17 protein-coding genes are annotated in these 23,975 nt (G+C 69.5%); 8 read left to right on the top strand and 9 right to left on the bottom strand.

Annotated features, from left to right (window positions below; translation table 11 throughout):
- Positions 1-4 precede the first annotated feature (4 nt).
- The 3 genes from OO71_RS33075 to OO71_RS33065 form a co-directional block, all read right to left on the bottom strand.
- Positions 5-1,618: a carboxyl transferase domain-containing protein gene (locus OO71_RS33075; protein ID WP_033293868.1), complete on the bottom strand. Its 1,614-nt coding sequence runs from the start codon at positions 1,616-1,618 to the stop codon at positions 5-7.
- Between the two features lie 180 nt (positions 1,619-1,798).
- Entirely contained in the window at positions 1,799-2,296 is a 498-nt protein-coding gene (locus OO71_RS33070; RefSeq protein WP_156096668.1) for a hypothetical protein, read from the bottom strand.
- A 52-nt stretch (positions 2,297-2,348) separates the two neighbouring features.
- Positions 2,349-2,939, bottom strand: a complete 591-nt coding sequence (locus OO71_RS33065) for an SACE_7040 family transcriptional regulator (RefSeq protein ID WP_033293866.1) — start codon at positions 2,937-2,939, stop codon at positions 2,349-2,351.
- Between the two features lie 153 nt (positions 2,940-3,092).
- Here OO71_RS33065 and OO71_RS33060 point away from each other — a divergent pair, with 153 nt between their 5' ends.
- Positions 3,093-3,893: an SGNH/GDSL hydrolase family protein gene (locus tag OO71_RS33060; RefSeq protein ID WP_051792528.1), complete on the top strand. Its 801-nt coding sequence runs from the start codon at positions 3,093-3,095 to the stop codon at positions 3,891-3,893.
- A gap of 66 nt (positions 3,894-3,959) precedes the next feature.
- Here OO71_RS33060 and metX read toward each other — a convergent pair whose 3' ends face one another.
- Positions 3,960-5,075, bottom strand: a complete 1,116-nt coding sequence (metX, locus tag OO71_RS33055) for a homoserine O-acetyltransferase MetX (RefSeq protein WP_033293865.1) — start codon at positions 5,073-5,075, stop codon at positions 3,960-3,962.
- Positions 5,072-6,370: a bifunctional o-acetylhomoserine/o-acetylserine sulfhydrylase gene (locus OO71_RS33050; RefSeq protein WP_033293864.1), complete on the bottom strand. Its 1,299-nt coding sequence runs from the start codon at positions 6,368-6,370 to the stop codon at positions 5,072-5,074. Before OO71_RS33050 ends, metX begins: the two co-directional genes overlap by 4 nt.
- 171 nt (positions 6,371-6,541) lie before the next feature.
- On the opposite strand from OO71_RS33050, the gene OO71_RS33045 reads away from it, so the two are divergent.
- Positions 6,542-7,024: a hypothetical protein gene (locus tag OO71_RS33045; RefSeq protein WP_033293863.1), complete on the top strand. Its 483-nt coding sequence runs from the start codon at positions 6,542-6,544 to the stop codon at positions 7,022-7,024.
- On the opposite strand, the gene OO71_RS33040 is transcribed toward OO71_RS33045, so the two are convergent.
- Positions 7,012-7,386 (bottom strand): glyoxalase superfamily protein, encoded by a 375-nt coding sequence (locus tag OO71_RS33040; protein ID WP_033293862.1) that lies wholly within the window; start codon positions 7,384-7,386, stop codon positions 7,012-7,014. The two genes, OO71_RS33045 and OO71_RS33040, sit on opposite strands and share 13 nt — an antisense overlap.
- A gap of 107 nt (positions 7,387-7,493) precedes the next feature.
- On the opposite strand from OO71_RS33040, the gene OO71_RS33035 reads away from it, so the two are divergent.
- On the top strand, positions 7,494-9,062 hold the full coding sequence (locus tag OO71_RS33035; protein WP_033293861.1) for a PucR family transcriptional regulator: 1,569 nt from the start codon (positions 7,494-7,496) through the stop codon (positions 9,060-9,062).
- A 68-nt stretch (positions 9,063-9,130) separates the two neighbouring features.
- Here OO71_RS33035 and OO71_RS33030 read toward each other — a convergent pair whose 3' ends face one another.
- Positions 9,131-10,072: a zinc-binding dehydrogenase gene (locus tag OO71_RS33030; RefSeq protein WP_033293860.1), complete on the bottom strand. Its 942-nt coding sequence runs from the start codon at positions 10,070-10,072 to the stop codon at positions 9,131-9,133.
- Between the two features lie 190 nt (positions 10,073-10,262).
- On the opposite strand from OO71_RS33030, the gene ald reads away from it, so the two are divergent.
- Positions 10,263-11,378: an alanine dehydrogenase gene (ald, locus tag OO71_RS33025; protein WP_033293952.1), complete on the top strand. Its 1,116-nt coding sequence runs from the start codon at positions 10,263-10,265 to the stop codon at positions 11,376-11,378.
- A 501-nt stretch (positions 11,379-11,879) separates the two neighbouring features.
- Positions 11,880-15,635 carry an ABC transporter ATP-binding protein gene (locus OO71_RS33020; RefSeq protein WP_425388726.1) on the top strand — a complete coding sequence of 1,252 codons (3,756 nt, stop codon included), beginning with the start codon at positions 11,880-11,882 and terminating at the stop codon, positions 15,633-15,635.
- 51 nt (positions 15,636-15,686) lie between these two features.
- Here the strand turns inward: OO71_RS33020 and OO71_RS33015 are convergent, their stop codons facing one another.
- Entirely contained in the window at positions 15,687-15,959 is a 273-nt protein-coding gene (locus OO71_RS33015) for a hypothetical protein (RefSeq protein ID WP_033293858.1), read from the bottom strand.
- 1,099 nt (positions 15,960-17,058) lie between these two features.
- Here OO71_RS33015 and OO71_RS33010 point away from each other — a divergent pair.
- Complete coding sequence (locus tag OO71_RS33010) at positions 17,059-20,778, top strand: multifunctional oxoglutarate decarboxylase/oxoglutarate dehydrogenase thiamine pyrophosphate-binding subunit/dihydrolipoyllysine-residue succinyltransferase subunit (RefSeq protein ID WP_084145446.1); 3,720 nt, start codon at positions 17,059-17,061, stop codon at positions 20,776-20,778.
- Positions 20,779-20,834: 56 nt separating this feature from the next.
- Here the strand turns inward: OO71_RS33010 and OO71_RS33005 are convergent, their stop codons facing one another.
- Complete coding sequence (locus tag OO71_RS33005) at positions 20,835-21,284, bottom strand: nitroreductase family deazaflavin-dependent oxidoreductase (RefSeq protein ID WP_033293857.1); 450 nt, start codon at positions 21,282-21,284, stop codon at positions 20,835-20,837.
- A 156-nt stretch (positions 21,285-21,440) separates the two neighbouring features.
- Here OO71_RS33005 and OO71_RS33000 point away from each other — a divergent pair, with 156 nt between their 5' ends.
- Entirely contained in the window at positions 21,441-22,673 is a 1,233-nt protein-coding gene (locus OO71_RS33000; RefSeq protein WP_033293856.1) for an FAD-dependent oxidoreductase, read from the top strand.
- A gap of 82 nt (positions 22,674-22,755) precedes the next feature.
- A complete protein-coding gene (locus OO71_RS32995) occupies positions 22,756-23,973 on the top strand; it encodes an MFS transporter (protein ID WP_033293855.1) in 1,218 nt (405 codons plus the stop codon).
- Positions 23,974-23,975: the final 2 nt, after the last annotated feature.

The following is a 23,975-nucleotide window of genomic DNA, read 5'->3' as shown; positions in this document are numbered from 1 at the left end:
CTCATCACATCCGGAAAACGCCGTAGTTGACTTCGGGCAAAGGAGCATTGGCGGCGGCCGACAACGCGAGGCCGAGCACCGTGCGGGTGTCCGCCGGGTCGATCACGCCGTCGTCCCACAGCCGCGCCGTGGAGTAGTACGGGCTGCCCTGCTCCTCGTACTGGTCACGAATCGGGTCCTTGAACGTCTCTTCGTCCTCTGTGGACCATTCACCGCCGCGACCCTCGATCGCGTCGCGCCGGACCGTCGACAGCACCGACGCCGCCTGTTCCCCGCCCATCACGGAAATCCGCGCATTCGGCCACATCCACAGGAACCGCGGCGAATACGCCCGGCCACACATCGAATAGTTACCCGCACCGAACGACCCGCCGATGATCACGGTGAACTTCGGCACCCGCGCGCACGCCACCGCGGTGACCATTTTCGCGCCGTGCTTGGCAATCCCACCAGCCTCGTACGCGCGCCCGACCATGAATCCGGTGATGTTCTGCAGGAACACCAAGGGAATCGACCGGCGGTCACACAGCTCGATGAAATGCGCACCCTTCATCGCGGACTCGGCGAACAACACGCCGTTGTTGGCAATGATGCCGACCGGATGCCCGTGAATGTGCGCAAAACCGGTGACGAGCGTGGCCCCGTATTCCTTCTTGAACTCCGAAAACCGGCTGCCGTCAACGACCCGGGCGATCACCTCGCGGACGTCATAAGGCGTGCGCGAATCCGTGGGTACCACGCCGTACAGCTCACGCGGGTCAGCGGAAGGCTCCTCGATCGCCTGCACGTCCCACGGCCGCGGCGTGCGCGGGCCGAGCGTGGAGACGATGTCGCGGACGATGCGCAACGCGTGCGCGTCGTCGTCGGCGAGATGGTCGGTGACGCCGGACTGTCGCGAGTGCACGTCGCCGCCACCCAGCTCCTCAGCGGTGACCACCTCGCCCGTCGCCGCCTTCACCAGCGGCGGACCGCCGAGGAAGATCGTGCCCTGGTTGCGCACGATCACGGCCTCGTCGCTCATCGCCGGAACGTACGCGCCACCCGCGGTGCACGAGCCGAGCACAGCGGCGATCTGCGGAATACCGCGCGCGGACATGGTCGCCTGGTTGTAGAAAATGCGCCCGAAATGCTCACGGTCCGGGAAAACCTCGTCCTGCCGCGGCAGGAACGCGCCACCGGAGTCGACGAGGTAAATGCACGGAAGATTGTTGTGCAGCGCGACTTCCTGCGCGCGCAGGTGCTTCTTCACCGTCATCGGGTAGTACGTGCCGCCCTTGACCGTGGCGTCGTTGGCCACGATCACGCATTCCCGGCCGGACACCCGCCCGATGCCGGTGATGATGCCTGCCGAGGGCGCCTCGTCGTCGTACAGCCCGGTGGCCGCGAGCGGCGAGAGCTCCAGGAACGGCGAACCCGGGTCGAGCAGCGTGTCCACGCGGTCGCGCGGCAGCAACTTGCCGCGTTCCACATGGCGGGCCCGGGACTTCTCGCTACCGCCGAGCCGGGCCTCGGCCAGCCGCTTGTGCAGGTCCTCGAGCAGTTCGCCGTGTGAGGTGACGCTACGAGTGAAAGTGTCGCTCCGCGGGTCCGCGGAGCTGCGCAGTACCGGCGTGTCCATGACTCCCCGTCGAGACGTTAGCGGTCGTTAACTCCGCCGCCGATGTTAGTGCTCGTTAACCGACGTGTCCAGCCCAGCCGAAAGCACCCCAACGTGGCATTGGTTGCATCTCACGCACCGAATGCCACATTGGGTGCGTCACATGCACCGAATGCCACATTGGGGCGATCGCCGGGACGGTCAGCCCGCGACGGCGTCGGAGATCCAGCCGGCCACCGGCAGGTCCCGCTCCAGGCATTCGACCGACAGCCGGATCGTCCAGCGCAGCGCCTGCAGCAGGAGGCTGTCGACCTCGCCGGGAGCCGCGCTGGCGAGCGCGATCTCCACCTGCTCGCGCGCGGCCGCAGTGTTGCCGTGTACCTCCGCGAGCAGCGTACGGACCGCAGTGCGCACCGGCGGGTCAGCCTGGTCGATCGAGACTTCTTCGCCCGCTTCGTCGAACACCTGCACCTTGACCGGCGCCGTGCCACCGTCACCCAGCGTGGACACCATCGCGCTGCACTCGCCGAAGAGCAGCAACATGAGCGCCTTCGTCTCTTCGGAGCGCTCGCCCGGTTCTTCGGACGACGGCGTGACCTCTTCCAGCGCCTCCGCGTCTTCGCCAAGGCTGATGGCGACGAGCGCGCGCTGCGCCTTCTCGACGAGCCGCTGCTCGCCTTCGCTCCGGTCCGCGGTCACGTGCCTATCAAACACCAGACCGGCGATCGTGGGGATACCCCGGATCCGGGCCTCAACTCGCAGCGGAAAGCGCACCCAGCGCGAGCCGGCACAGCAGATCGGACAGTTCGCCGTCACCGAGATGGCGGTTGTACGGGGTCGAGTTGATCAAGCCGAACACGGCGTGTGCCGCCGACCGCGCCTGCCGCTCCCCGAGCCCCGGCACGGCCTCGCGGATGGCCCGTACCCACACCTCGACGTACTGCCGCTGCAGGGCCCGCACCTGCTTGCGATCACCGTCGGTGAGGTTCGCGAGGTTGCGTTCCTGGACGGTGATGAGCGCCGGATGGTCGAGCGCGAAGTCGACATGGAAGCGCACGAGCGCGGCGAGCAGCTCGTCCGGCGTACCCCCGGCGTCGGCGCGCGCGGTGCCGCCCTCGAGCAGGTAGTGGCTGATCGAGTTGAGCATCTCGCCGAGAATGGCGTCCTTGCTGCGGAAATGCCGGTACAGCGCCGGTCCGGAGATGCCGACGGCCGCGCCGATGTCGTCGATGCCGACGCCGTGGAAACCGTGGTGCGCGAACAGCTCGGCGGCCGCGGCGAGAATCTGTTCCCGCCTGTTCGCCTTCTCGCCGTTCACCAGAGGGGTGGGATTCGCCGACATCCGGCCATAGTAGGTCGCCCGGTTAGCGAGCGCTAACTTCCGGTGCTACTTCCTGGTTGGGCCAAGTGGGGACACCTGGCTTTTCGGGGGTGCCGGTGGGGTTTGCACCTGGTAAAGGTTTAGCGCGTCAAGCTGTCACGACAGGAGTGACCTATGGCCCGTCAACCGTCACGAAGCATCCTTCGGAAGTGCGCGGCCCTGGGGGTCGCTCTCGCCGCCACGCTGGGGTTCGCGAACACCGCGACCGCTGCCGCGGCCAACTACGTCGCGCTCGGCGACTCCTACTCCTCCGGGGTGGGCGCCGGGAGCTACGGCCCCGGCGGCTGCAAACGCAGCGCCAACGCGTACGGCCAGCTGTGGGCCAACGCGCATTCCGGTACGAAGTTCACCTTCCTCGCCTGTTCTGGAGCGCGGACCGGGGACGTGGTGACCCAGATCGGGTCGATGCCGTCGAACGCCACGCTGGTCACAGTGACCGTCGGCGGCAATGACGCCGGGTTCACCGACGTGATCAAGACGTGCACGCTCAACGACGACACAGCGTGCGTCAACCGGGTGAACACCGCGAAGGCCTACGCGCAGAACACCCTTCCGGCGCTGCTGGACCGGGTCTATTCGGCGGCGAAAGCCAAGGCGCCCAACGCAAAGCTCGTGGTGCTGTCGTACCCGCGCTTCTACACCGTGCCGGGCTCCTGCAACGTCGGGCTGAGCGACACCAAACGCTCGGCGATCAACTCCGGCGCCGACACGCTCGCGTCCGTGCTGTCCTCGCGCGCCGCAGCCGCCGGTGCCAAGTTCGTGGACGTCCGCCCGGCCTTCGTGGGCCACAACATCTGCTCCGCCGCCGGCGACTACCTGCACAGCCTGACCTGGCCGGTGGACGAGTCGTACCACCCGACCGCCGCCGGACAACGGGGTGGCTACTACTCGCCGCTCACCTCCGCGATCGGCTGACCTCAATTCCGTGAAGGGAACCATCACGGAATTAGATTCCGTGATGGTTCCCTTCACGGACGTTCTTCACCCCAGCAAAGACTTCACCAGCGCGGCGATCTGGCCGGTTTCGATCAGAAACGAATCGTGCCCGTACGGCGACGAAACCACCTCCGCCACCCCGCCGGCCCCGGCCGCGATCTCCGCCGACTGGTACAGCGGATACAACCGATCGCTGTCCACCCCGGCAACCACCGCCCGCGCCGTGACCCGGCCCAGCGCAGCAGCCACCCCACCACGGCCGCGGCCGATGTCGTGAGTGTTCATGGACTCGGTGAGCACCACATAAGACCCGGCATCAAAGCGGCGGACGAGCTTGTCCGCATGATGGTCCAGATAGGACTCGACAGCGAATCTCCCACCGCGCAACGGATCCTCGCCCTCCTGTGGACGGCCGCCGAACCGCTGCGCCAGCTCCGGCTCGCTGCGGTAAGTCACGTGCGCGATCCGCCGCGCCACCCCCAGTCCGCGGTGCGGACCTTCAGCAGCCGCGTAGTAGTCACCCCCGTGCCAGGCCGGATCGGACCGGATCGCCTCCAGCTGCGGCGCAGTCCAAGCGATCTGCTCGGCCGAAGCACGCGCGGTCGACGCCAGCACCAGCACCGACGCGACCCGTTCGGGTAGCGAAACCGCCCACTCCAGCGCCCGCATCCCGCCCATCGAACCGCCCGCCACCGCGGCCCAGCGTTCGATGCCGAGCGCGTCCGCGAGCGCGGCCTCGGCGTCGACCTGGTCCCGCACCGTCACGGCCGGGAAGCGGCTGCCCCACGCGCGACCGTCCGGGCCGGGCGACGACGGTCCGGTCGAGCCCTGGCAACCGCCGAGGACGTTGGGTACCACCACGAACAGCTGATCGGTGTCGAGCGCCTTGCCCGGTCCGATGAGGCCGTCCCACCAGCCGGGGCTCGGATGGCCGGGAAGAGCCGGACCGGCGGCGTGGCTGTCGCCGGTGAGTGCGTGCTCGACCAGCACGGCGTTGGCCGCGGCGGAGTCGAGCGTTCCCCAGGTTTCGTACGCGAGGGTGTAGCCGGGCAGCGACCCACCGGCCTCCAGCGCGAGCGCGCCGGGACCGGTGAACCACTGCCTTCTGCCGGAGGGGTCCCCCGCCCGCCACGCGCCGGTGACGGGCGGAGGACCGGTCACAGTTCCGCCTTCGCGGCGCGGAAACCTGCCTCCAGGTCGGCCTTCAGGTCCTCGATCCCCTCCAGCCCGACGGCCAGCCGCACCAGGCCCGGCGTGACCCCGCTCGTGACCTGTTCTTCCGCGCTGAGCTGGGCATGCGTGGTCGACGCGGGGTGCACGATCAGGCTGCGCACGTCGCCGAGGTTCACGAGCTGGCTGTGCAATTCGGTACCGTCCACGAACTTCCGGCCCGCCTCGACGCCACCACGCAGCTCGAACGACAGCACCGCACCGACCCCGCGCGGCAGGTACTTCTTCGCTGCCTCGTGATACGGGCTCGACGGCAGCCCGGCGTAATACACCTTCTCGACCTCGTCACGGCCCTCCAGCCACTCCGCGAGCGCCTGTGCGTTGGCGACGTGCCGCTCCAGGCGAAGCGACAGCGTTTCGATGCCCTGCAGGATGAGGAAACTGTTCAGCGGGGCGATGGCCGCGCCGGTGTCGCGCAGGACCTGCACGCGGGCCTTCGCCGCGAACGCACCCGGGCCGAGCGCTTCCCAGTACTTGAGACCGTGGTAGCTCGGGTCGGGCTCGCTGAAGCCGGGGAACCGGTCCGGGTCCTTGCCGAAGTCGAAGGTGCCACCGTCGACCAGCACGCCCGCGACAGTCGTCCCGTGGCCGCCAAGGTACTTCGTGGCCGAGTGCACGACGATGTCCGCGCCGTGCTCGATCGGGCGGACCAGGTACGGCGTGGGCACAGTGTTGTCGACGACCAGCGGGACACCTGCCTCGTGCGCGACGTCGGCGACCGCGCGGATGTCGAGCACGTTGCTGCCGGGATTGGCGAGCGATTCGGCGAAGAACAGCTTGGTGTTGGGCCGGACCGCAGCGCGCCACTGCTCGACGTCGTCCTGATCGTCGATGAACGTGACCTCGATGCCGAGCTTCGGCAGCGTGTAGTGGAAGAGGTTGTAGGTGCCGCCGTAGAGCGCCGGGCTCGTGACGAAGTGGTCGCCCGAACCGGCGAGTGTCAGGATCGCCGCGGTGACCGCTGCCGACCCGGATGCGAACGCCAGCCCGGCCACGCCGCCTTCGAGCGCGGCGACACGCTGCTCGAGCACGTCCTGCGTCGGGTTGTTGATGCGCGTGTAGATGTTGCCGGGCTCGGCGAGGCTGAACAGGTCGGCCCCGTGCTGGGTGTCGCGGAAAACGTAGGAAGTGGTCTGGTAGATCGGCGTGGCGCGGGCCCCGGTGGCCGGGTCGGGTGCCGCACCCGCATGGATCTGCTTGGTCTCGAAGGACCAGTTGTCGGGCATCGGTTTCTCCTAGCGGTCGCGAGGGGTCGGCTGCAGGGCCCGAAGCTAACGACGCGCCGAGCCGGGTCCCAACCACTCTCACGAGGTGGGAGCCCTACGCACGGGAACGTACGGTGAAGTGCCGAGCACTGACGGACGACAGACCCACTGCTGCCGCGCACCCTCTTGGGCATGGATTGGCGAATGCGTCCGGTCACCCGGAAGTGGTTCCTGGTCGGCCACGTCGTCACGTCGGTCGGCTGGATCGGCGCGGAACTCGCGGTGCTCGTGTGCAGCGTGGTCGCAGTGACCGGCTTCGACACAGCGACCACCCGCAGCGCGCACGTGATGGCCGGGCTGCTCGCCAGTGCGCTCTACTTCCCGGCGAGCCTGCTGGCGCTGGCGACCGGGGTCGTGCTCGGGCTCGGTACGAAGTGGAAGCTGGTGCGCCACCGCTGGGTGCTGGTGAAACTCCTGGCGACGCTGGCGTTGTTCGGCGGCGGAAACCTGCTCGTGGTGCCGTCCTTCGTCGCCCATGGCGAGGCTGCGGCGCGTGGCGAAACGATCGGCGCGAGCGCGGTCGCCGGTACCGGCGCGATGAGTGTCGGGTTGACGCTGCTTCTGCTGGCGACCCTGATCTCGTACTTCAAACCGCAGTTGCGTCAGCGTTCCTGAAGCGCGAACCGGTTCCCCTCCGAATCGGTGAACATCGCCCACCAGCCCCACGGCTGTTTTTCCGGTTTCGCGGGGAAATCGACGCCCTTGGCGGACAGCTCGCGGTACGTCGCCTCGATGTCGTCGGCGTGGAAGAAGAAGTTCGACGTCGGCAGCTCGGGCCTGCCCTCGCCCACCGGACCCGACACGTCGAGCACCAGGATCGTGCCGTCCGGGGACGTGACCTCGACCCAGCGGTTGCCCTGGTCGTCGTACGGGGCGTCGGTGGTCACGGTGAAGCCGACCGTCTCGGTCCAGAACGCCTTCGCGCGTTCCTGGTCGGTCACCGGCACGACGATTTTGCGTACTCCCTGGATGCCCATGCGGTCCTCCGTTCCGTCCTGATTGTCCCCAACGTAGTGCCGCAAGTGCCGGAACCGGGGCAGTCTTCTACCGTTCGAGCAAGAACGGAGAAGCACAGGAGGTGGTTGTGGTCTCGGTGCGCAGCGTCGTGGACCGGGTCGGGCCCACGCTGCTTCACGCGCTCTTCGTGCCCGAGGGCTGCCCCGCGGTCGGTGATGTCGTGATCGCCGAGCCGGGCGCGGAGTCCGCCATCGCCGCCGGTGACCTGGTGCTCGGCGTCGCCACGACCGAATCGGCCGACGCCGCGGCACTCGTCCGGGTGAGTGCCGGCCAGGGCGCGGCCGCGGTGCTGCTGAAGCCGCCGCTCGCCGGTAAGCAGGCCGTGCGGCGGGCAGCCAAGACTGCCGGGATCGCGCTGATCCAGGTGCATTCTGCGACGTCCTGGGCTCAGCTGGTGTGGCTGTTGCGCACGGTCCTCGACGCGCTTGCCGACGAATCCGAGGCCCTCGAAGAAGGCGGTGACCCCGGTTCGGGTGATCTTTTCCGGCTCGCCGACGCCGTCGCCGCGGTGGTCGACGCGTCCGTGACCATCGAGGACACCAACTCGCGTGTGCTCGCCTACTCCGCGCGCCAGGACCTCACCGACCCGGCCCGCGTCGCCACGATCATGGGCCGGCGTATCCCCGACGACGTCCTCGCCCGGTTCCGTTCCCGCGGCGTCTTCCGGGAACTGTCGCGGGGCAGGCAGACCATCTTCGTCCCGGCCCAGCGCGACGGCACCCTGCCGCGGCTGATCGTGCCGATCCGGATGGGTGGCGAGCTGCTCGGGTCGATGTGGGCGGTGGTGCCGGGCCCGGTGTCGGAGGAACGCGCGGCAGCGTTCGCCGACGCGGCGCCGGTCGTCGCGCTGCACCTGTTACGGCGTCGGGCACACACGGACGCACAGCGCCGCGCATCGGCCGAACTGCTGCGCGCGGTCCTGGAGGGACAGGTTCCGCCGCGCCGGGTGGTCGCCGAACTGGACCTTGCCGACGAGCCGCACCGGGTCGTCGTGGTGGACGTCAACGGCGGCGACAGCCGAGACGCCGAAGGACTGTTGCTGGCTCTGCTGGAACGGATCTCCCAAGGCGTCGGACGGCGGCCGGTCGCCACCGAACTGGGCGGGCTGCTGTACGTCGTGGTGCCGGACCACGCAGGATCCGGAGGATGGCCGGAACTGCGCGACGCCCTGCTCTCACAACCCGCGTCACGCCGGGGCGGAATGCCGCACGCCGCCGCGGGCGCACCCGCCGAGCCGACCGCGCTCGCGGCTTCCCGCGCCCAGGCCGACGAAGCGCTGGGCCTGCTGCGCGCCGGTCTGGTGGAGGACCGCGTGGTGGCGTACGACGAGGTGTGGACCGCGCTCGTGCTTCACCGCGCAGCCGCCGGGGCGACGTCGGCGCACGTATCCGAGCTCGGCCCGCTCGGCATCCTGCGCGCACACGACGAATCGAGCAACGCCGGGTACGTCGACACTCTCTACGAATGGCTCCGCCACCCCGGCGACCCGCGTGCGGCCGCCGAACGCCTGCGGATCCACCCGAACACGTTGCGGTACCGGATGAAACGACTGCACGACCTGGTCCCGCTCGACCTCGACGACCCCGACGTCCGGCTCGCCCTGCTCACCCAGCTGATCGCACTCCGCTGGAGCTGACGACGTAACTGAGATCGTGGACAGTCGGCCCCTCAGTCAGCGGCCAGGCAAGAAACTGGCGAATGCGGTCATGCGATCAGCAACGTCTTACCGATCGTGCCACGGGATTCGATCGCCGCGTGTGCGTCGGCTGCGCGTTCCAGCGGAAAACGCTGCCCGATCACCGGAGTCAGCTGTCCGGAAGCAGCTGCCGCGAGCGCCGACTCCGTGTACTCGCGCATCGCGGCCACGTCGCCGATTGACCGCACCAGCGTGATGCCGCGGGCGGCAGCGTCCTCTTCGGACACTTCGGACCACGAACCGCTTGCCAGGCCGTAAATTGCCATTCGGCCGCCACGGCGGAGCAACGAAAACGCCGCCGTGCCGACTGCGCCGCCGACGCCGTCGAACACCACATCCACCTCGCCGGCGTGAGCGGTCCAGCTCGGATCGGTGTAGTCGACGGCCAGGTCAGCGCCCAGATCCCGGGCGCGGGCAAGCTTTTCCGCCCCGCCGGCCGCCGCGACGACCTCTGCGCCCGCCGCCTTCGCGAGCTGTACGAGAAGGCTGCCGACCCCGCCCGCGGCAGCTTCCACCAGCACCCGTTCCCCCGGCGCCACCGCGGTCGCGCGCACCAGCCCGGTCGCCGTGCGGCCGTCGGCGAGGAGCGCGACCGCTGCGTCGAGGCTCAGCGCGTCGGGCACCGGGAACACCAGCTCCGCGTCCACGACCACGCGCTGGGCGTACCCTCCGCTGCCGCCGGTGGACGTCACCACGCGCTTCCCGACCAACGCCGGGTCGACCCCGTCCCCGGCGCGGCTGATCACCCCGCCGACCCCGTTGCCGGGCACCATCGGCAGGGCGCCCGCGAAGGGGCCGGTCCCGGTCGCCCGGAACTGCGTCTCCACGAAGGTGACGTTGGCGAACGCCACCTCCACCAGCACCTGCCCCGTACCGGGCGCCGGATCGGGGGCTTCCCCCGCCACCAGCACCGCCGGTCCGCCGAACTCCCGCAGCCACACCGCTCGCATGTACGCCCTTCCTCACCGTCTCCGCCGGAAGCCAGCCAACTACCTCGAGTGCGGTCGAGGTCAAGGGCGTTGTCCTGGCAGCACTATCGACCCCGCGCAAGACTGTCCTGACGGAATGATGACACCGCCGTCCGGGTAGATCACCGTGAGTGGCAGCACCTTCGACTCGATCCGCCGCCAGGAGGCCGCAGTGCGCATCGCCGTTCCCCGTGAGATCAAGAAGCACGAGTACCGGGTCGCGTTGACCCCGGCCGGCGTGCACGAACTGGTCGGTCGCGGGCACGACGTCTTCGTCGAGACGGGTGCCGGGACCGGGTCGTCCATCACCGACGAGGAGTACGTCGCCGCGGGGGCGAAGGTGCTCGCGACGGCGGACGAAACGTGGTCCGAGGGCGAGCTGGTGCTGAAGGTCAAGGAGCCGATCGCCGAGGAGTACCCCCGGCTGCGCAAGGACCTGGTGCTCTTCACCTACCTGCACATCGCCGCGGACCGTCCGCTCACAGACGCGCTGCTGGCCGCGGGCACCACCGCGATCGCGTACGAGACCGTCCAGACGGCGAACGGCGCGCTGCCGCTGCTGGCGCCGATGTCCGAGGTCGCGGGACGGCTCGCGCCGCAGGTCGGGGCGTACGCGCTGATGAAGCCGAGCGGTGGCCGCGGCGTGCTGCCCGGTGGGATTCCCGGCGTGCACCCGGCGCGCGTGGTCGTGATCGGCGGCGGCGTGGCAGGTCTGAACGCCGCCCGGGTGGCGCTGGGCCTCGGCTCGGACGTCGAGATCCTCGACACGAACGTCGACCGTCTCCGCCAGATCGACAACGACTTCGGCGGCCGCATCCGCACGGTCACCTCGAACCGCCTGTCGGTGGAGGAGTCGGTGCTGGAGGCCGACCTGGTCATCGGCGCGGTCCTGGTCCCTGGCGCGAAGGCCCCGAAGCTGGTCTCGAACGACCTCGTCTCGCGCATGAAGCCGGGCAGCGTCCTCGTGGACATCGCCATCGACCAGGGCGGCTGCTTCGCCGACTCCCGCCCGACCACGCACGACGACCCGACCTACCAGGTCCACAACTCGGTCTTCTACTGCGTGGCCAACATGCCCGGCGCAGTCCCCCGCACCTCGACCTACGGCCTGACGAACGTAACCCTCCCCTACGCTGTGGCCCTGGCAGACAAAGGCTGGAAACAAGCCCTGACCGGCAACAACGCCCTGGCCCAAGGCCTGAACACCCACTCGGGCGCCCTAACGAACGCCCCAGTAGCCACCGCCCACAACCTCCCCCACACCCCCCTAGAAACCGCCCTGTCCTGACACACGCAAAGAGGCGAGGGATCCAACGGATCCCTCGCCTCTTTTTTTCACCCACCACAAACAAAAACCCCCACACCAAGCACCGTGGGGGTCCGGGGGGCTCGGCCCCCCGGGTAATACGACGCCCCTTCGAGGTGAAGACGCCGCCAGGCGTCAAACAGGAAGGGCCCAGAAGGGGCGACCCGCTCGACCAGCCTGGGGGTCACTGGGAGCGGGTCGCCAGGTACCAGCTTAGGGAATAAAGGGCGGGTGCGCTTCCCCGGGGTGGGTATCGGTGGTGGTGGGCTTTTTCACCGGGTGAACACGCAACCTGTCGGATCCGGACCACGGACCTGCTCTTTCCGCATGCCAGGGCCGTTTCGGGGGAGTCGGCGGCGGGGTCGGCGGGTTGCCGTCGTGACGAGCGTCGCCCGCCCGCGAGGACGTCGCGATTGCCCGAAAGGTCCCGTGGTCGCGGTCGCGCGGGAATAAACTGTCGGTCCCCTTGCCTAGGGTTGAGATGTGACCACCACTGCGACGCCTGCGCGTCAAGACCGTCCGGCTGTTGGGACGGCGCCTCGGCCCATCGGCTGGGTGCGCCGGTTGTCCGCGGCTTGCTGGGAGCACCGTGGCGTCGTCGTGCTGGCGATGACGGCGGCGGTGCTGAGCGTCGGGGTGCAGGCGGCGACCCCGTTGCTGGTGCGGTCGGCGGTCGACGACGCGGTGGCCGGGCACACTTCGGCGCTGGCCGGGCTCGCGGTCGCGCTGGTGGCGTTGCAGGTGGTGGCGTTCGGGTCGGCGTTCCTGCGCCGGTACGTCGGGGGGCGGCTGGCGCTGGACGTCCAGCACGATCTGCGCAACCGGGTGTTCGGTGCGGTTTCGCGGCTGGACGGCGGGAAGCAGGACGCGTTGCGCACCGGGCAGGTCGTGTCGCGGGCGATTTCGGACCTGCAGCTGGTCACCGGGCTGTTGATGCAGGTGCCGTTGTCGGCCGGGTCGGTGATTTTCGCGGTGCTGGCGCTGGGCGCGATGCTGTGGATGTCGCCGCTGCTCACGCTCATCGCGCTGGTGGTCGCGCCTGCGGTCGGGATCGTGGTCGCGCTGAGCAGACGGCGGCTGTTCCCGGCGACCTGGTCAGCGCAGCAGCGAGCGGCGGACGTCGCGCAGCACGTGGAGGAAACCGTCACCGGCGTGCGCGTCGTGAAGGGGTTCGGGCAGGAAGCCCGCGAGGTTTCGCGGCTGGAACGCACGGCGCGGAAGCTGTTCGCGGAACGGCTGCGGGCGGCGAGGTTGTCCGCGCTGCCAACGGCCACCACCACCGCGTTGCCCGCCGCGGGGCAGGTCGTGGTGCTGGCGATCGGCGGCATGCTGGCGCTGAACGGGGAGATCAGCCTCGGTACGTTCCTCGCGTTCGCCACGTATCTCGCGGCGCTGATCGGACCGGCGCGATTCCTGTCCGGGCTGGTCGTGCAGGCGCAGCTCACCCGCGCGGGTGCGGAACGGGTGTACGAGCTGATCGACGCGCAACCCGAGGTCACCGACAGTCCCGACGCGCGGCCGCTGCCACCCGGGCCGCTCGGCGTCGACCTCGAAGGCGTGAAATTCGGCTACACGCGCAGTGATCCGGTGCTCGACGGGCTCACGCTCAGTGCGCGCCCCGGCGAAACACTCGCGCTGGTGGGCACGGCCGGGTCCGGCAAGTCCACGATTTCCTTGCTGCTGCCCCGGTTCTACGACGTGCACGAGGGTTCGGTGCGGGTCGGCGGGCTGGACGTGCACGACGTGCGGCTGAAGGATCTGCGCCAGGCAATCGGTGTGGTGTTCGAGGAAGCGTTCCTGTTCTCGACGTCGGTACGGGACAACATCGCGTACGGGCGTCCGGACGCGAGCGACGAGGAGGTCTACGCCGCGGCGCGTGCCGCGGAGGCCGACGAGTTCATCCGCGCGCTGCCCGACGGGTACGCCACCGAGGTCGGCGAACGCGGGCTCACGCTGTCCGGCGGGCAACGGCAGCGGCTCGGCCTCGCCCGCGCGCTGCTCACCGATCCGCGCGTGCTGATCCTGGACGACGCCACGTCGGCGATCGACACGATCACCGAGGCGGCGATCCACGACACGCTGCGCGCGGTCACCGCCGAGCGCACCACGCTGCTCATCGCGCACCGGCGGTCCACGCTGCAGCTCGCCGACCGGATCGCGGTGCTCGACCAGGGCCGGGTCATCGATGTCGGCACCGAGGCGGAGCTGCAGGCGCGGTGCCCGTTGTTCCGCGAGCTCGTCGCCGGGCCGGGCGACGACGTCGAGAAACCGCACCACTGTGACAACCTCGAGCCAGGCGCCGACGGCACCACCGCCGTGCTCTGGCCACGCGACGACGACCACGACGAGGTCGACGCGCTCGCCGAGGCCGCGCAAGCCCGCGGTGGCGTACCAGGTGGCGGCACCGGTTTCGCGGGCAGCGGAGCGGACGTCCCGCCCACGCCCGAGCTGCTGGAGGGCGTACGGCGGCTACCTCCGGCAAGCGACCGGCCGCAACTGTCCGATGTGGACGTCACGGCGCCGGATCCGGGGTTCCGGCTGGCGCGGTTGCTGCGTCCGGTGCGGTGGCCGTTGATGGGCGTGATCGGGCTCGTCGCGGCCGACGCGCTGGCGTCGCTCGCGCTACCGGCTTTGTACCAGCGCGGGGTCGACCAAGGGGTGCTGCCGGGAGTGGCGAGCGTCGTGTGGCTGCTCGCGGGGATCGGCGCGGTGGTGGTCGCGGCCGACTGGTTCGTGGTGCGCTGGCAGACGCGGCTCACCGCGCGGGTCGGCGAGACAGTGCTGTATTCGCTGCGCGTACGCAGTTACGCCCATCTGCAACGGCTGGGTCTGGATTACTACGAACGTGAGCTGTCCGGGAAGATCATGACCCGGATGACCACGGACGTCGACGCGTTGTCCACGTTCCTGCAGACCGGTCTCGCGACCGCTGTGGTCAGCGCGCTCACGTTGGTGGGCATTACGGTCGCGCTGTTGGTCACCGATGTCGCGCTGGCTGCGTACGCGCTCGCCATGCTGCCGATCCTGCTCGTCGCCACGCTGGTGTTCCGCCGGGTTGCTTCACGCGCGTACACGGAAGCGCGCGAGAAGGTCAGCGTTGTCAACGCGGACATGCAGGAGAACGTCAGCGGTCTGCGCGTCGCACAGGCGTACACACGCGAAGAGCGCTCGGCGGCCGTGTTCGCGTCGCGCAGTGACGACTACCGGCGGTCGCGGCTACGAGCGCAACGCTACATCGCGACGTACTTCCCACTTGTCACGCTGCTGTCGGACCTGGCGACCACCACGGTGCTCGTGGTCGGCGCAAACCGCGTGGCAGCAGGCACGCTCGAGGCAGGCGTACTGCTCGGGTTCCTGCTGTACCTGCAGCAGTTCTTCTCGCCGATCCAGCAGCTGTCGTCGGTGTTCGACGGATACCAGCAGGCGCGCGTCGGGCTGAGCCGCATCGGCGACCTGCTGCGCACGCCCACGTCGGTGCCCGCCGCGGAACGACCGGTCACGATGCCCGCGCACCTGTCCGGCGAAGTGCACTTCAAGGACGTCGACTTCTCTTATGCCGGCACCGAAAAACCCGCACTGGAACATCTGACGCTGGACGTGTCCCCTGGCGAAACCGTGGCCTTGGTCGGCGCAACCGGCGCCGGTAAATCCACCGCGGTGAAACTCGTCGCGCGTTACTACGACGCGACGGGCGGCGCAGTCTTGATCGACGGCGTCGACGTCCGCGAGTACGACCTGCCCGAACTGCGCGCGCGGATGGGCGTCGTCCCGCAAGAGGCGCACCTGTTCTCGGGCACCGTCGCGGACAACGTGCGCTACGGCCGCCCGTCCGCCACCGACGCCGAGGTCGAAGCCGCAGTACGAGCAGTCGGCGCCATCGACGGGATCGCCGCCCTGCCGTCGGGCTTCCACCAGCCGGTAGGCGAACGCGGCCGCTCGCTGTCCGCAGGCCAACGGCAGCTGGTCGCCTTGGCCCGCGCAGAACTCGTAGACCCGGACGTCCTGCTCCTGGACGAGGCGACAGCCGCCCTCGACCCGTCCACGGAAGCCGCCGTCCTGCGCGCGACGGAACACCTGTCGCGCCGCCGCACCACGTTCGTGGTCGCCCACCGCCTGGCCACCGCGGCCAAGGCGGACCGCATCGTGGTGCTGGACCACGGCCGCATCGTGGAACAAGGCACCCACGGAGAGCTGGTCGCGGCAGGCGGCCATTACGCAAGGTTGTGGGCTTTGGGCTGAACCATTACCGCGCTGCCCGCGCCGCCGGGTTCAGGGAAGCTACCGCCAGGTTCAGGGAAGCTCGCGCCAGCGAAGGTCGCCCCAGCCGGCGGTCGTGACGTCGGCACGCTCGGCCCAGCGAGTCGTACCCGGACGGACGTGCGTGTCCGGCCCGATGGACCAGTCCGGCTCGGCAGGCTCGACGTGGTCGAAGTCCTCAATGCCCGACGGAGTGCGCCACACCGCGGTACAGGAGTCGCACATCAGCACGACGTTGCCATGCTCGGTCACGACGGGCCGGACCAGCCCCTGATCCCAGAACGACGGACACTCCACCAGCCACATCGCACGTCACCACCTCGCCGGAACCACCGCGCCACCCAGCCGACGGGTGCCGCATCCTCCGGCCAGTGCACCCGCCCGGCATGAACACCCGCCCCACAAGACCCCACGAGGGAATCAACGTTGCCCGAAGACCACGTGCCCTCCCGATGAGGACCAGACCACCTCCGAGCCTCGCCCCACCCCGCCGCCATGCCGCGCCATGTAATCCCGCGCGCCGTCCCGCCCTGCCGCCGTCTGTCACGCCGCCATCCCGCGCCACCTGCGCGGTCCCGCCCTGCCACCGTCGTGCCCTGCCGCCAACCCGTCCTGCTGCCATCCGTCGCGCCGCTATCCCGCGCCACTGCTTCCCGCGCGCCACTCCGCCCCGCCGCCATCCGCACCCCACGCGGCATCCCGCCCCATCCACCGTCCGTCGCGCCGCTATCCCGCGCCACTGCGTCCCGTGCGCCATCCCGCCCCTGCCGCCATGCCGCGCTGCCTGCGTCCCGTGCGCCATCCCGCCCCACCGGCACCGCGGCCGCCATCCCGCGCCCCCGTTTACCCGTGCGCCATCCCGCCCATTCGCCCTCCGTCCCGCCACTGCCCCGCCATCCGCACCACTCCGCCCCCGCCGCCATCCCGCGCCACCCGCACCCCGCGCGGCATCACACCCCATCCACCGTCCGTCCCGCCGCTATCCCGCGCCGTCCCGCCCACCGGTATCCCGCGCCACCCCCGCACGCCATCCCACTCACCGCCGCCCGTCCCACCGCCACCCCTCCCTCCGACACCTCACCCAGCCCCGAAACACCACCCCCGGAAAGAGGGAAACCCCCCACCAACCCGCCCACCCCCACTCGAAACCGCCCGGAACCACCCGTCCGCACCAGTGCCGCTCCCGCCGTACCTCCTCGGCCTGCCCGAACGGGCCCTCCTGCTGACCCGCGCGTACCAGACCTTTCGGGGGTTCTCAGCGCACTTGATCGAGTCAGTGATCGATCCCTTAGTGCGCCACGCCTCACACGGGGCAGTTCCATCACACGTCAGTCACGGAGGGGGTTAGCCTGGTAGGCGCATTAGCACAGACAAAGATCGAGACGGATAGAGGCGAGCCCAAGCCGTGTCCAGCAGCAGCCCTGCGTCACAGTTCGGCCCCAACGAGTGGCTGGTCGAGGAGATGTACGACCAGTTCCTTGCGGACCCCTCCTCAGTCGATGCCGCGTGGCACGACTTCTTCGCGGACTACAAGCCGACGCAGTCGGCGCAGGCGAAGGCCGACTCCGCACGGCAGACCGCGGCCACCCCCGGCACGGAGAACGGGCACGTCAGCGAGCCGTCCGCACAGGCGGTCCGCAACGCCGAGTCGGCCGCCAAGCAGGCGGCGGCACCCAAGACCCCCACGACCACCGCCCCGGCCGCCACGGCACCCGCCAAAGCACCGGCACCGGCCACCCCTGCCAAGGCCCCGGCAAAGCCCGCCCAGTCCGCCTCCAAGAGCGAGCCCGAGTCCAAGCAGCTGCGTGGCGCCGCCGCGGCCATCGCCAAGAACATGGACGCGTCGCTCACCGTGCCCACCGCCACGAGCGTCCGCGCGGTACCGGCGAAGCTGATGGCCGACAACCGCATCGTCATCAACAACCACCTCAAGCGCACCCGCGGCGGCAAGATCTCCTTCACCCACCTCATCGGGTACGCCATGGTGCGGGCGCTGAAGGACTTCCCGAACATGAACCGGCACTACCAGCTGGTCGACGGGAAGCCGTTCGCGGTCACGCCGGAGCACGTGAACTTCGGCCTCGCGATCGACATGAAGGGCAAGGACAACTCCCGCACCCTGGTCGTGGCTTCGATCAAGGGCGTCGAGGACCTCACCTTCATGCAGTTCTGGCAGGCCTACGAGGACATCATCAAGAAGGCCCGCAACAACAAGCTCACCGCGGACGACTTCTCCGGCACCACGATCTCCCTCACCAACCCTGGCGGCATCGGCACCAACCACTCGGTGCCGCGGCTGCAGGCGGGCCAGGGCGCGATCATCGGCGTCGGCGCGATGCAGTACCCGGCGATGTTCGAGGGCACCAGCGAGAAGACCCTGGTCGACCTCGCGGTCAGCAAGATCATGACCCTCACGTCCACCTACGACCACCGCATCATCCAGGGCGCGGAGTCCGGTGAGTTCCTCAAGCGGATCCACGAGCTGCTGCTCGGCGAGGACGGCTTCTACGACAACGTCTTCACCAGCCTGCGCCTGCCGTACGAGCCGATCCGCTGGGTCGCCGACATCCCGGACGGCCCGGTCGACAAGACCGCGCGCGTGATCGAGCTGATCGACGCCTTCCGCATGCGCGGGCACCTGATGGCCGACACCGACCCGCTCAACTACCGCCAGCGCAGCCACCACGACCTCGACGTCCTGTCCCACAACCTCACCCTGTGGGACCTCGACCGCGAGTTCCCGGTCGGCGGCTTCTCCGGCCAGGAGCGGATGAAGCTGCGCGACATCCTCGGCGTCCTGCGCAACTCGTACTGCCGCACGGTCGGCATCGAGTACACGCACATCCTCGACCCCGAGGAGCGCGGCTGGATCCAGGAGCGCGTGGAGATCCCGCACGAGAAGCCGGACCCCACGGTGCAGAAGTACGTGCTGTCGAAGCTCAATGCAGCCGAGGCGTTCGAGACGTTCCTGCAGACCAAGTACGTCGGCCAGAAGCGGTTCTCGCTGGAAGGCGGCGAGACCGCGATCCCGCTGCTGGACACGCTGCTCGACAAGGCCGCCGAGTACGAGCTCGACGAGGTCGTCATCGGCATGCCGCACCGGGGCAGGCTGAACGTGCTTGCCAACATCGTCGGCAAGCCGATCAGCCAGATCTTCCAGGAGTTCGAGGGCAATCTCGACCCGGGACAGGCGCACGGCTCCGGTGACGTGAAGTACCACCTCGGCGCCGAGGGCAAGTACTTCCGGATGTTCGGCGACGGCGAGACGAAGGTGTCGCTCACCGCGAACCCGTCACACCTGGAGACGGTCGACCCGGTGCTCGAGGGCATCGTCCGCGCGAAGCAGGACATCCTCGACAAGGGCGGGTCCGGCTTCACCGTGCTCCCGGTGCTGATGCACGGCGACGCGGCCTTCGCGGGCCAGGGTGTCGTGGCCGAGACGCTGAACCTGGCGCTGCTGCGCGGGTACCGCACCGGCGGCACCGTGCACGTGATCGTCAACAACCAGGTCGGCTTCACCACCGCGCCGGAGCACTCGCGCTCCAGCCAGTACGCCACCGACGTCGCGAAGATGATCGGCGCGCCGGTCTTCCACGTGAACGGTGACGACCCGGAGGCCGCGCACTGGGTCGCGAAGCTGGCCGTGGACTACCGCCAGGCGTTCCACAAGGACGTCGTGATCGACCTGATCTGCTACCGCCGCCGTGGCCACAACGAGGGCGACGACCCGTCGATGACGCAGCCGGCGATGTACGACATCATCGACACGAAGCGGTCGGTCCGGAAGATCTACACCGAATCGCTGATCGGCCGCGGCGACATCTCCGTCGAGGAGGCCGAGGCCGCGCTGCGCGACTTCTCCAGCCAGCTGGAGCACGTCTTCAACGAGGTGCGCGAGCTCGAGAAGCACCCGGCGAAGGCGAGCCCGTCGGTGGAGGAGGAGCAGCAGATCCCGGCGAAGGTCACCACGGCCGTGTCGCGCGAGGTCGTCGAGCGGATCGGCGACGCGTTCGTCGACCTGCCCGAGGGCTTCACCCCGCACCCGCGCGTGAAGCCGGTGATGGAGCGGCGGCACAAGATGTCCCGCGAGGGCGGCATCGACTGGGCGTTCGGCGAGCTGCTCGCGTTCGGGTCGCTGGCGCTGGAGGGCCGTCTGGTGCGGCTGTCCGGCCAGGACTCCCGGCGCGGCACGTTCACCCAGCGGCACTCGGTGTACATCGACCGGCGCTCCGGCCAGGAGTACTCGCCGCTGCAGAACCTGGCCGACGAACAGGGCCGCGTGATGATCTACGACTCGGCGCTGTCGGAGTACGCGGCGGTCGGTTTCGAGTACGGCTACTCGGTGGCGAACTCCGACGCGCTGGTGATGTGGGAAGCGCAGTTCGGGGACTTCGTCAACGGCGCGCAGACCGTGATCGACGAGTACATCTCTTCCGGCGAGGCCAAGTGGGGCCAGCGTTCGGACGTCGTGCTGCTGCTGCCGCACGGCCACGAGGGCCAGGGTCCGGACCACACGTCCGGCCGGATCGAGCGGTTCCTCTCGCTGTGTGCCGAGCACTCGATGACCGTCGCGGTGCCGTCCACCCCTGGCAACTACTTCCACCTGCTGCGCCGGCACGCGCTCGACGGGATCCAGCGCCCGCTGATCGTCTTCACGCCGAAGTCCATGCTGCGCAACAAGGCGGCGACGTCGACGGTCGAGGACATCACCGGCCAGAGCCGGTTCCTGTCGGTGATCGACGACGCTGCGGTGGACCCGGCGAAGGTGCGCAAGGTGCTGCTGACGTCGGGCAAGCTCTACTGGGAGCTGGTCGCCGAGCAGGCCAAGCGCGAGGCGGACGACGTCGCGATCGTGCGGATCGAGCAGTACTACCCGCTGCCGAAGCGCAAGCTGCTGGCCGCGGTGGAGCGCTACTCGAACGCCCGGCAGATCACCTGGGTGCAGGAGGAGCCGGAAAACCAGGGCGCGTGGCCGTTCTTCGGCCTCACCCTGCCGCGGAAGCTGCCGGAGGCCTTCGCAGGCCTCGAGGTGGTGGCGCGGCGTCCGATGGCCGCGCCGTCGGCCGGTTCGTCCAAGGTGCACGAGGTCGAGCAGAAGGCGTTGATCGCCAAGGCTTTCGACTGATTTTGCGGGTTACGGAGGAGGCCGCCGCGGGGATTCCCGCGGCGGCCTTCGCCGTTTCAGGCGTCTTCCAGCCGGAACACCGCGATCCGCTCGGCCGCCGCGGCCACGCCGTCCGGGGTCGGCGATTCCGCGAGCCCCGTGGTGACGTACCGGCGGCCCACACTCGCCGGACCCGCCGCGACGACCTCCCGCAGCACCGGCCGCCGCTCCTCCACCGGCACCTCCACGAACCGGACCCGGCTCGTCCGCCGTCCGCGCGCCAGCGTCCCTTCCCCGGCCGCCCGCACATTCGCGACCCAGGCCGCCTTCGGGAACGCCTGGATCAGATACCGCTTCCCGCCGACGCGCAGCACCGCGAGCGGGAAGGTGCGCGGCTCACCGCTGCGCCGCCCGGGGACGGTGAGCAGCTGCGTCGGCCCGAACGCGAGCCCGGCGCGCTGCAGGGCGGTGACGAACCGGTTGATCTTGTTGACCTTGCGCCGGTATCCGGCAGCCTTCGTGTCCATGCCGTCGAGCGTACGCCAGATAATACGAGTTTCATATCATCAAAAACTCGTAGATATACCTTGCGGGTATGCCCCGGGTACCGGAACGGCAGTGGCGACGATCGCACGAAGCACGTCTACTGGTGCGGCACAACGGAAACTACGGAGGGAGCGGGCGTGCACTACGACGTCGTCGTGATCGGAGGCGGTGCCGGGGGTATCGCCTCAGCCGTCGGGGCGGCGCAGACCGGCGCGCGGGTGCTGCTGGTGGAGCAGTACCCGTACCTGGGCGGCGCGGCCACGATCAGCTCGGTGCTGACGCTGTGCGGGTTCTTCGACCAGAACGGGGAGCAGGTCGTCGCGGGAGTCGGCGAGCAGGTGCTGCAGCGGCTGCGCGAGCGCGGCGCCTATGAGGAGAAGACGATGGGCTGGACGGGAAACAAGATCGTCCTGCTCGACCTGGAGACCACGAAGCTGGTCTATGACGAGCTGGTCACCGAGGTCGACGTCCTGCTGCACACCACGCTGATCGGCGCGACGCGGGTGAACGACCTGGTCACCGAGGTCGAGCTGTATCACCGAGGGGGTCGCGAACGGGTCACCGCGGGTGCGTTCATCGACGCCAGCGGCGACGGGGCGCTGCTCGCCGCGGCCGGGGCGGGCGTCCGCATTGCGCCGCTGGGCGAGCGGCAGACCAGCACGCTCGTCTGCCGGTTTTCCGGCGTCGCCGAGGACGCCGACCTGTCCCGCGACGGCCTGCGTGCCGCCGTCGCCGCCTACCGGCGCGAAACCGGGGTCGACCTGGTTCGCGACTACGGCATCGCCGTGCACCTGCCGGTGACGCGCGACGTGATCGCGCTGCTGGTCGACGAGCAGACCGACGTCCTCGACGCGGTCGCGCTCAGCCGCGACGAAGCCGATGCCCGGCGGCAGGCGTGGCAATATCTGGACGCGCTGCGCAAGCATCTACCCGGCTGGTCCGCCGCCCGGCTCGAAGAAACGGGGCCACAGCTGGGAATTCGCGAGGGACGGCATCTGCTGGGCCGCGAGCAGATCACCGGACGCGACGTCCTCGGCGCCCGCAAGCGCCCGGACGTCTCGATCGGCCGCTGCGGCTGGCCCATCGAAGACCACGCCGGACCGGGGGTGACCCGCTACGAACCGATCGACGGCCACGGCTGGTACGACGTCCCGTACGGCGCGATCTGCTCGGCCGACACCGCCAACCTCTGGGCCGCGGGCCGCCTGACCAGCTCGGACGACGACGCGTACGCCTCGGTGCGGGTGATGGGCACGGCGTTCGCCACCGGGCACGCCGCCGGGGTCGCGGCCGCGCAGTACGTCGACGGCCACGCCCACGACGTACCCGCCATCCGCACCGAACTGCACCGCCAGCACGCTCTCGCCTGACCTCACCGCAAGTCCGTGAAGGGAACCATCACGGAATTAGATTCCGTGATGGTTCCCTTCACGGACCTCGATAGGAGTCTCAATGCCGAGTTCCCGCTACCGCTGGGTCGTCCTGCTGCTGTGCTGGGCGGTGTTCACGATGACGTCGGTCGACCGCTCGACCTGGGGTCCGGCGTCGTCCGCGGTGAGCGATTCGCTCGGGGTACCGCTCGCGGCCCTCGGGATCTTCGCGACCTGCTACTACATCGGGTACGTCCTCTCGAACTCCGCGGGCGGTTTCCTGTCCGACTGGCTGGGCAGCCGCGCGATTCTCGGCACGAGTTCGGTCGTGGCGGGCGTGCTGATGGTCCTTTTCGGATCGACGACGTCCATCGCCTGGGGCCTGGCGCTGCAGGGACTGCTCGGCCTCTTCGCCGGGGTGGATTTCTCCGCCGGGATGAAGCTGATCACCACGTGGTTCCGCCCAGCGCAGCACGGACTCGCGAGCGGGATCTTCATGACCGCGACGTCGCTCGGCACCGTGGTGGCCAACGCCGTCGTCCCGACGCTCGTCAAAACCAGCGGCTGGCCGGTGTCGTACCACCTGTTCGGCGCGGTCACGATTGCGCTGGGGGTGCTGTGCGTGGTGTTCCTCCGCAACGGCACCACCGAGACGGGGCCGGTGCGACGCACGCTGCCCGATCCGCGGCCGCTGTTCCGCAACCGCGACCTGCTGCTGCTCGGCCTGGCCGGTTTCGGTGGCCTGTGGGGTACCTACGGTTTCGTCACCTGGTCCAACACCCTGATGGTCCGCGGCGAGCACATCGACCCGGTGCGCGCGGGCGTCGTACTGGTGATCTTCTCCGGCGCAGCCGTGCTGGTGAAGCCACTGGTCGGGCTGCTCACCGACAAGCTCGGGCTGGGCAGGCGCATCCCGGTGATCGCGGTACTGGTGCTGTTCGGCGCGGCGCTGCTGGTGTTCGGGTCGCTCGGCAGTTACGGCGCTTTCCTGGCTGTGGCCCCGATTCTCGGCATCGGCGCGTACGCCTACAGCCCCCTCACCGCGGCGATGATCCCGGCACTCGCCGGTCCACGGCTGGCCGGGTCCGCCGCCGGGACGGTGAATGCGTTCTGGCAGCTGGGAAGCGTGATCGTACCCGCGGTCGTCGGCCCGGTCTTCCACGCGACCGGCTCGTTCTACGCGGCTTTCGCCACCCTCGCCGCCGGACCGATCCTGGGTGCGCTGGCCCTCCTCGGCATGCGCGACGACCGCCCGGCGGCAAATTCGGTTTCCCCGTCAGCCGCAGTTCGGGGAGACTGACC

Source organism: Amycolatopsis jejuensis (genome assembly GCF_000717335.1).
In the GTDB taxonomy this organism is placed as follows: domain Bacteria; phylum Actinomycetota; class Actinomycetes; order Mycobacteriales; family Pseudonocardiaceae; genus Amycolatopsis; species Amycolatopsis jejuensis.
Note: the sequence above shows the minus strand (reverse complement) of the source record. Positions and strands in the feature narration are given on the sequence as shown.

Coding starts and splice junctions, on each gene's coding strand:
- OO71_RS33075 (WP_033293868.1), bottom strand. CDS start 1,618: ATGGACACGCCGGTACTGCGCAGCTCCGCGGACCCGCGGAGCGACACT.
- OO71_RS33065 (WP_033293866.1), bottom strand. CDS start 2,939: ATGTCGGCGAATCCCACCCCTCTGGTGAACGGCGAGAAGGCGAACAGG.
- OO71_RS33060 (WP_051792528.1), top strand. CDS start 3,093: ATGGCCCGTCAACCGTCACGAAGCATCCTTCGGAAGTGCGCGGCCCTG.
- OO71_RS33050 (WP_033293864.1), bottom strand. CDS start 6,370: ATGCCCGACAACTGGTCCTTCGAGACCAAGCAGATCCATGCGGGTGCG.
- OO71_RS33045 (WP_033293863.1), top strand. CDS start 6,542: ATGGATTGGCGAATGCGTCCGGTCACCCGGAAGTGGTTCCTGGTCGGC.
- OO71_RS33040 (WP_033293862.1), bottom strand. CDS start 7,386: ATGGGCATCCAGGGAGTACGCAAAATCGTCGTGCCGGTGACCGACCAG.
- OO71_RS33030 (WP_033293860.1), bottom strand. CDS start 10,072: ATGCGAGCGGTGTGGCTGCGGGAGTTCGGCGGACCGGCGGTGCTGGTG.
- OO71_RS33015 (WP_033293858.1), bottom strand. CDS start 15,959: ATGTGGCTGGTGGAGTGTCCGTCGTTCTGGGATCAGGGGCTGGTCCGG.
- OO71_RS33005 (WP_033293857.1), bottom strand. CDS start 21,284: ATGGACACGAAGGCTGCCGGATACCGGCGCAAGGTCAACAAGATCAAC.
- OO71_RS32995 (WP_033293855.1), top strand. CDS start 22,756: ATGCCGAGTTCCCGCTACCGCTGGGTCGTCCTGCTGCTGTGCTGGGCG.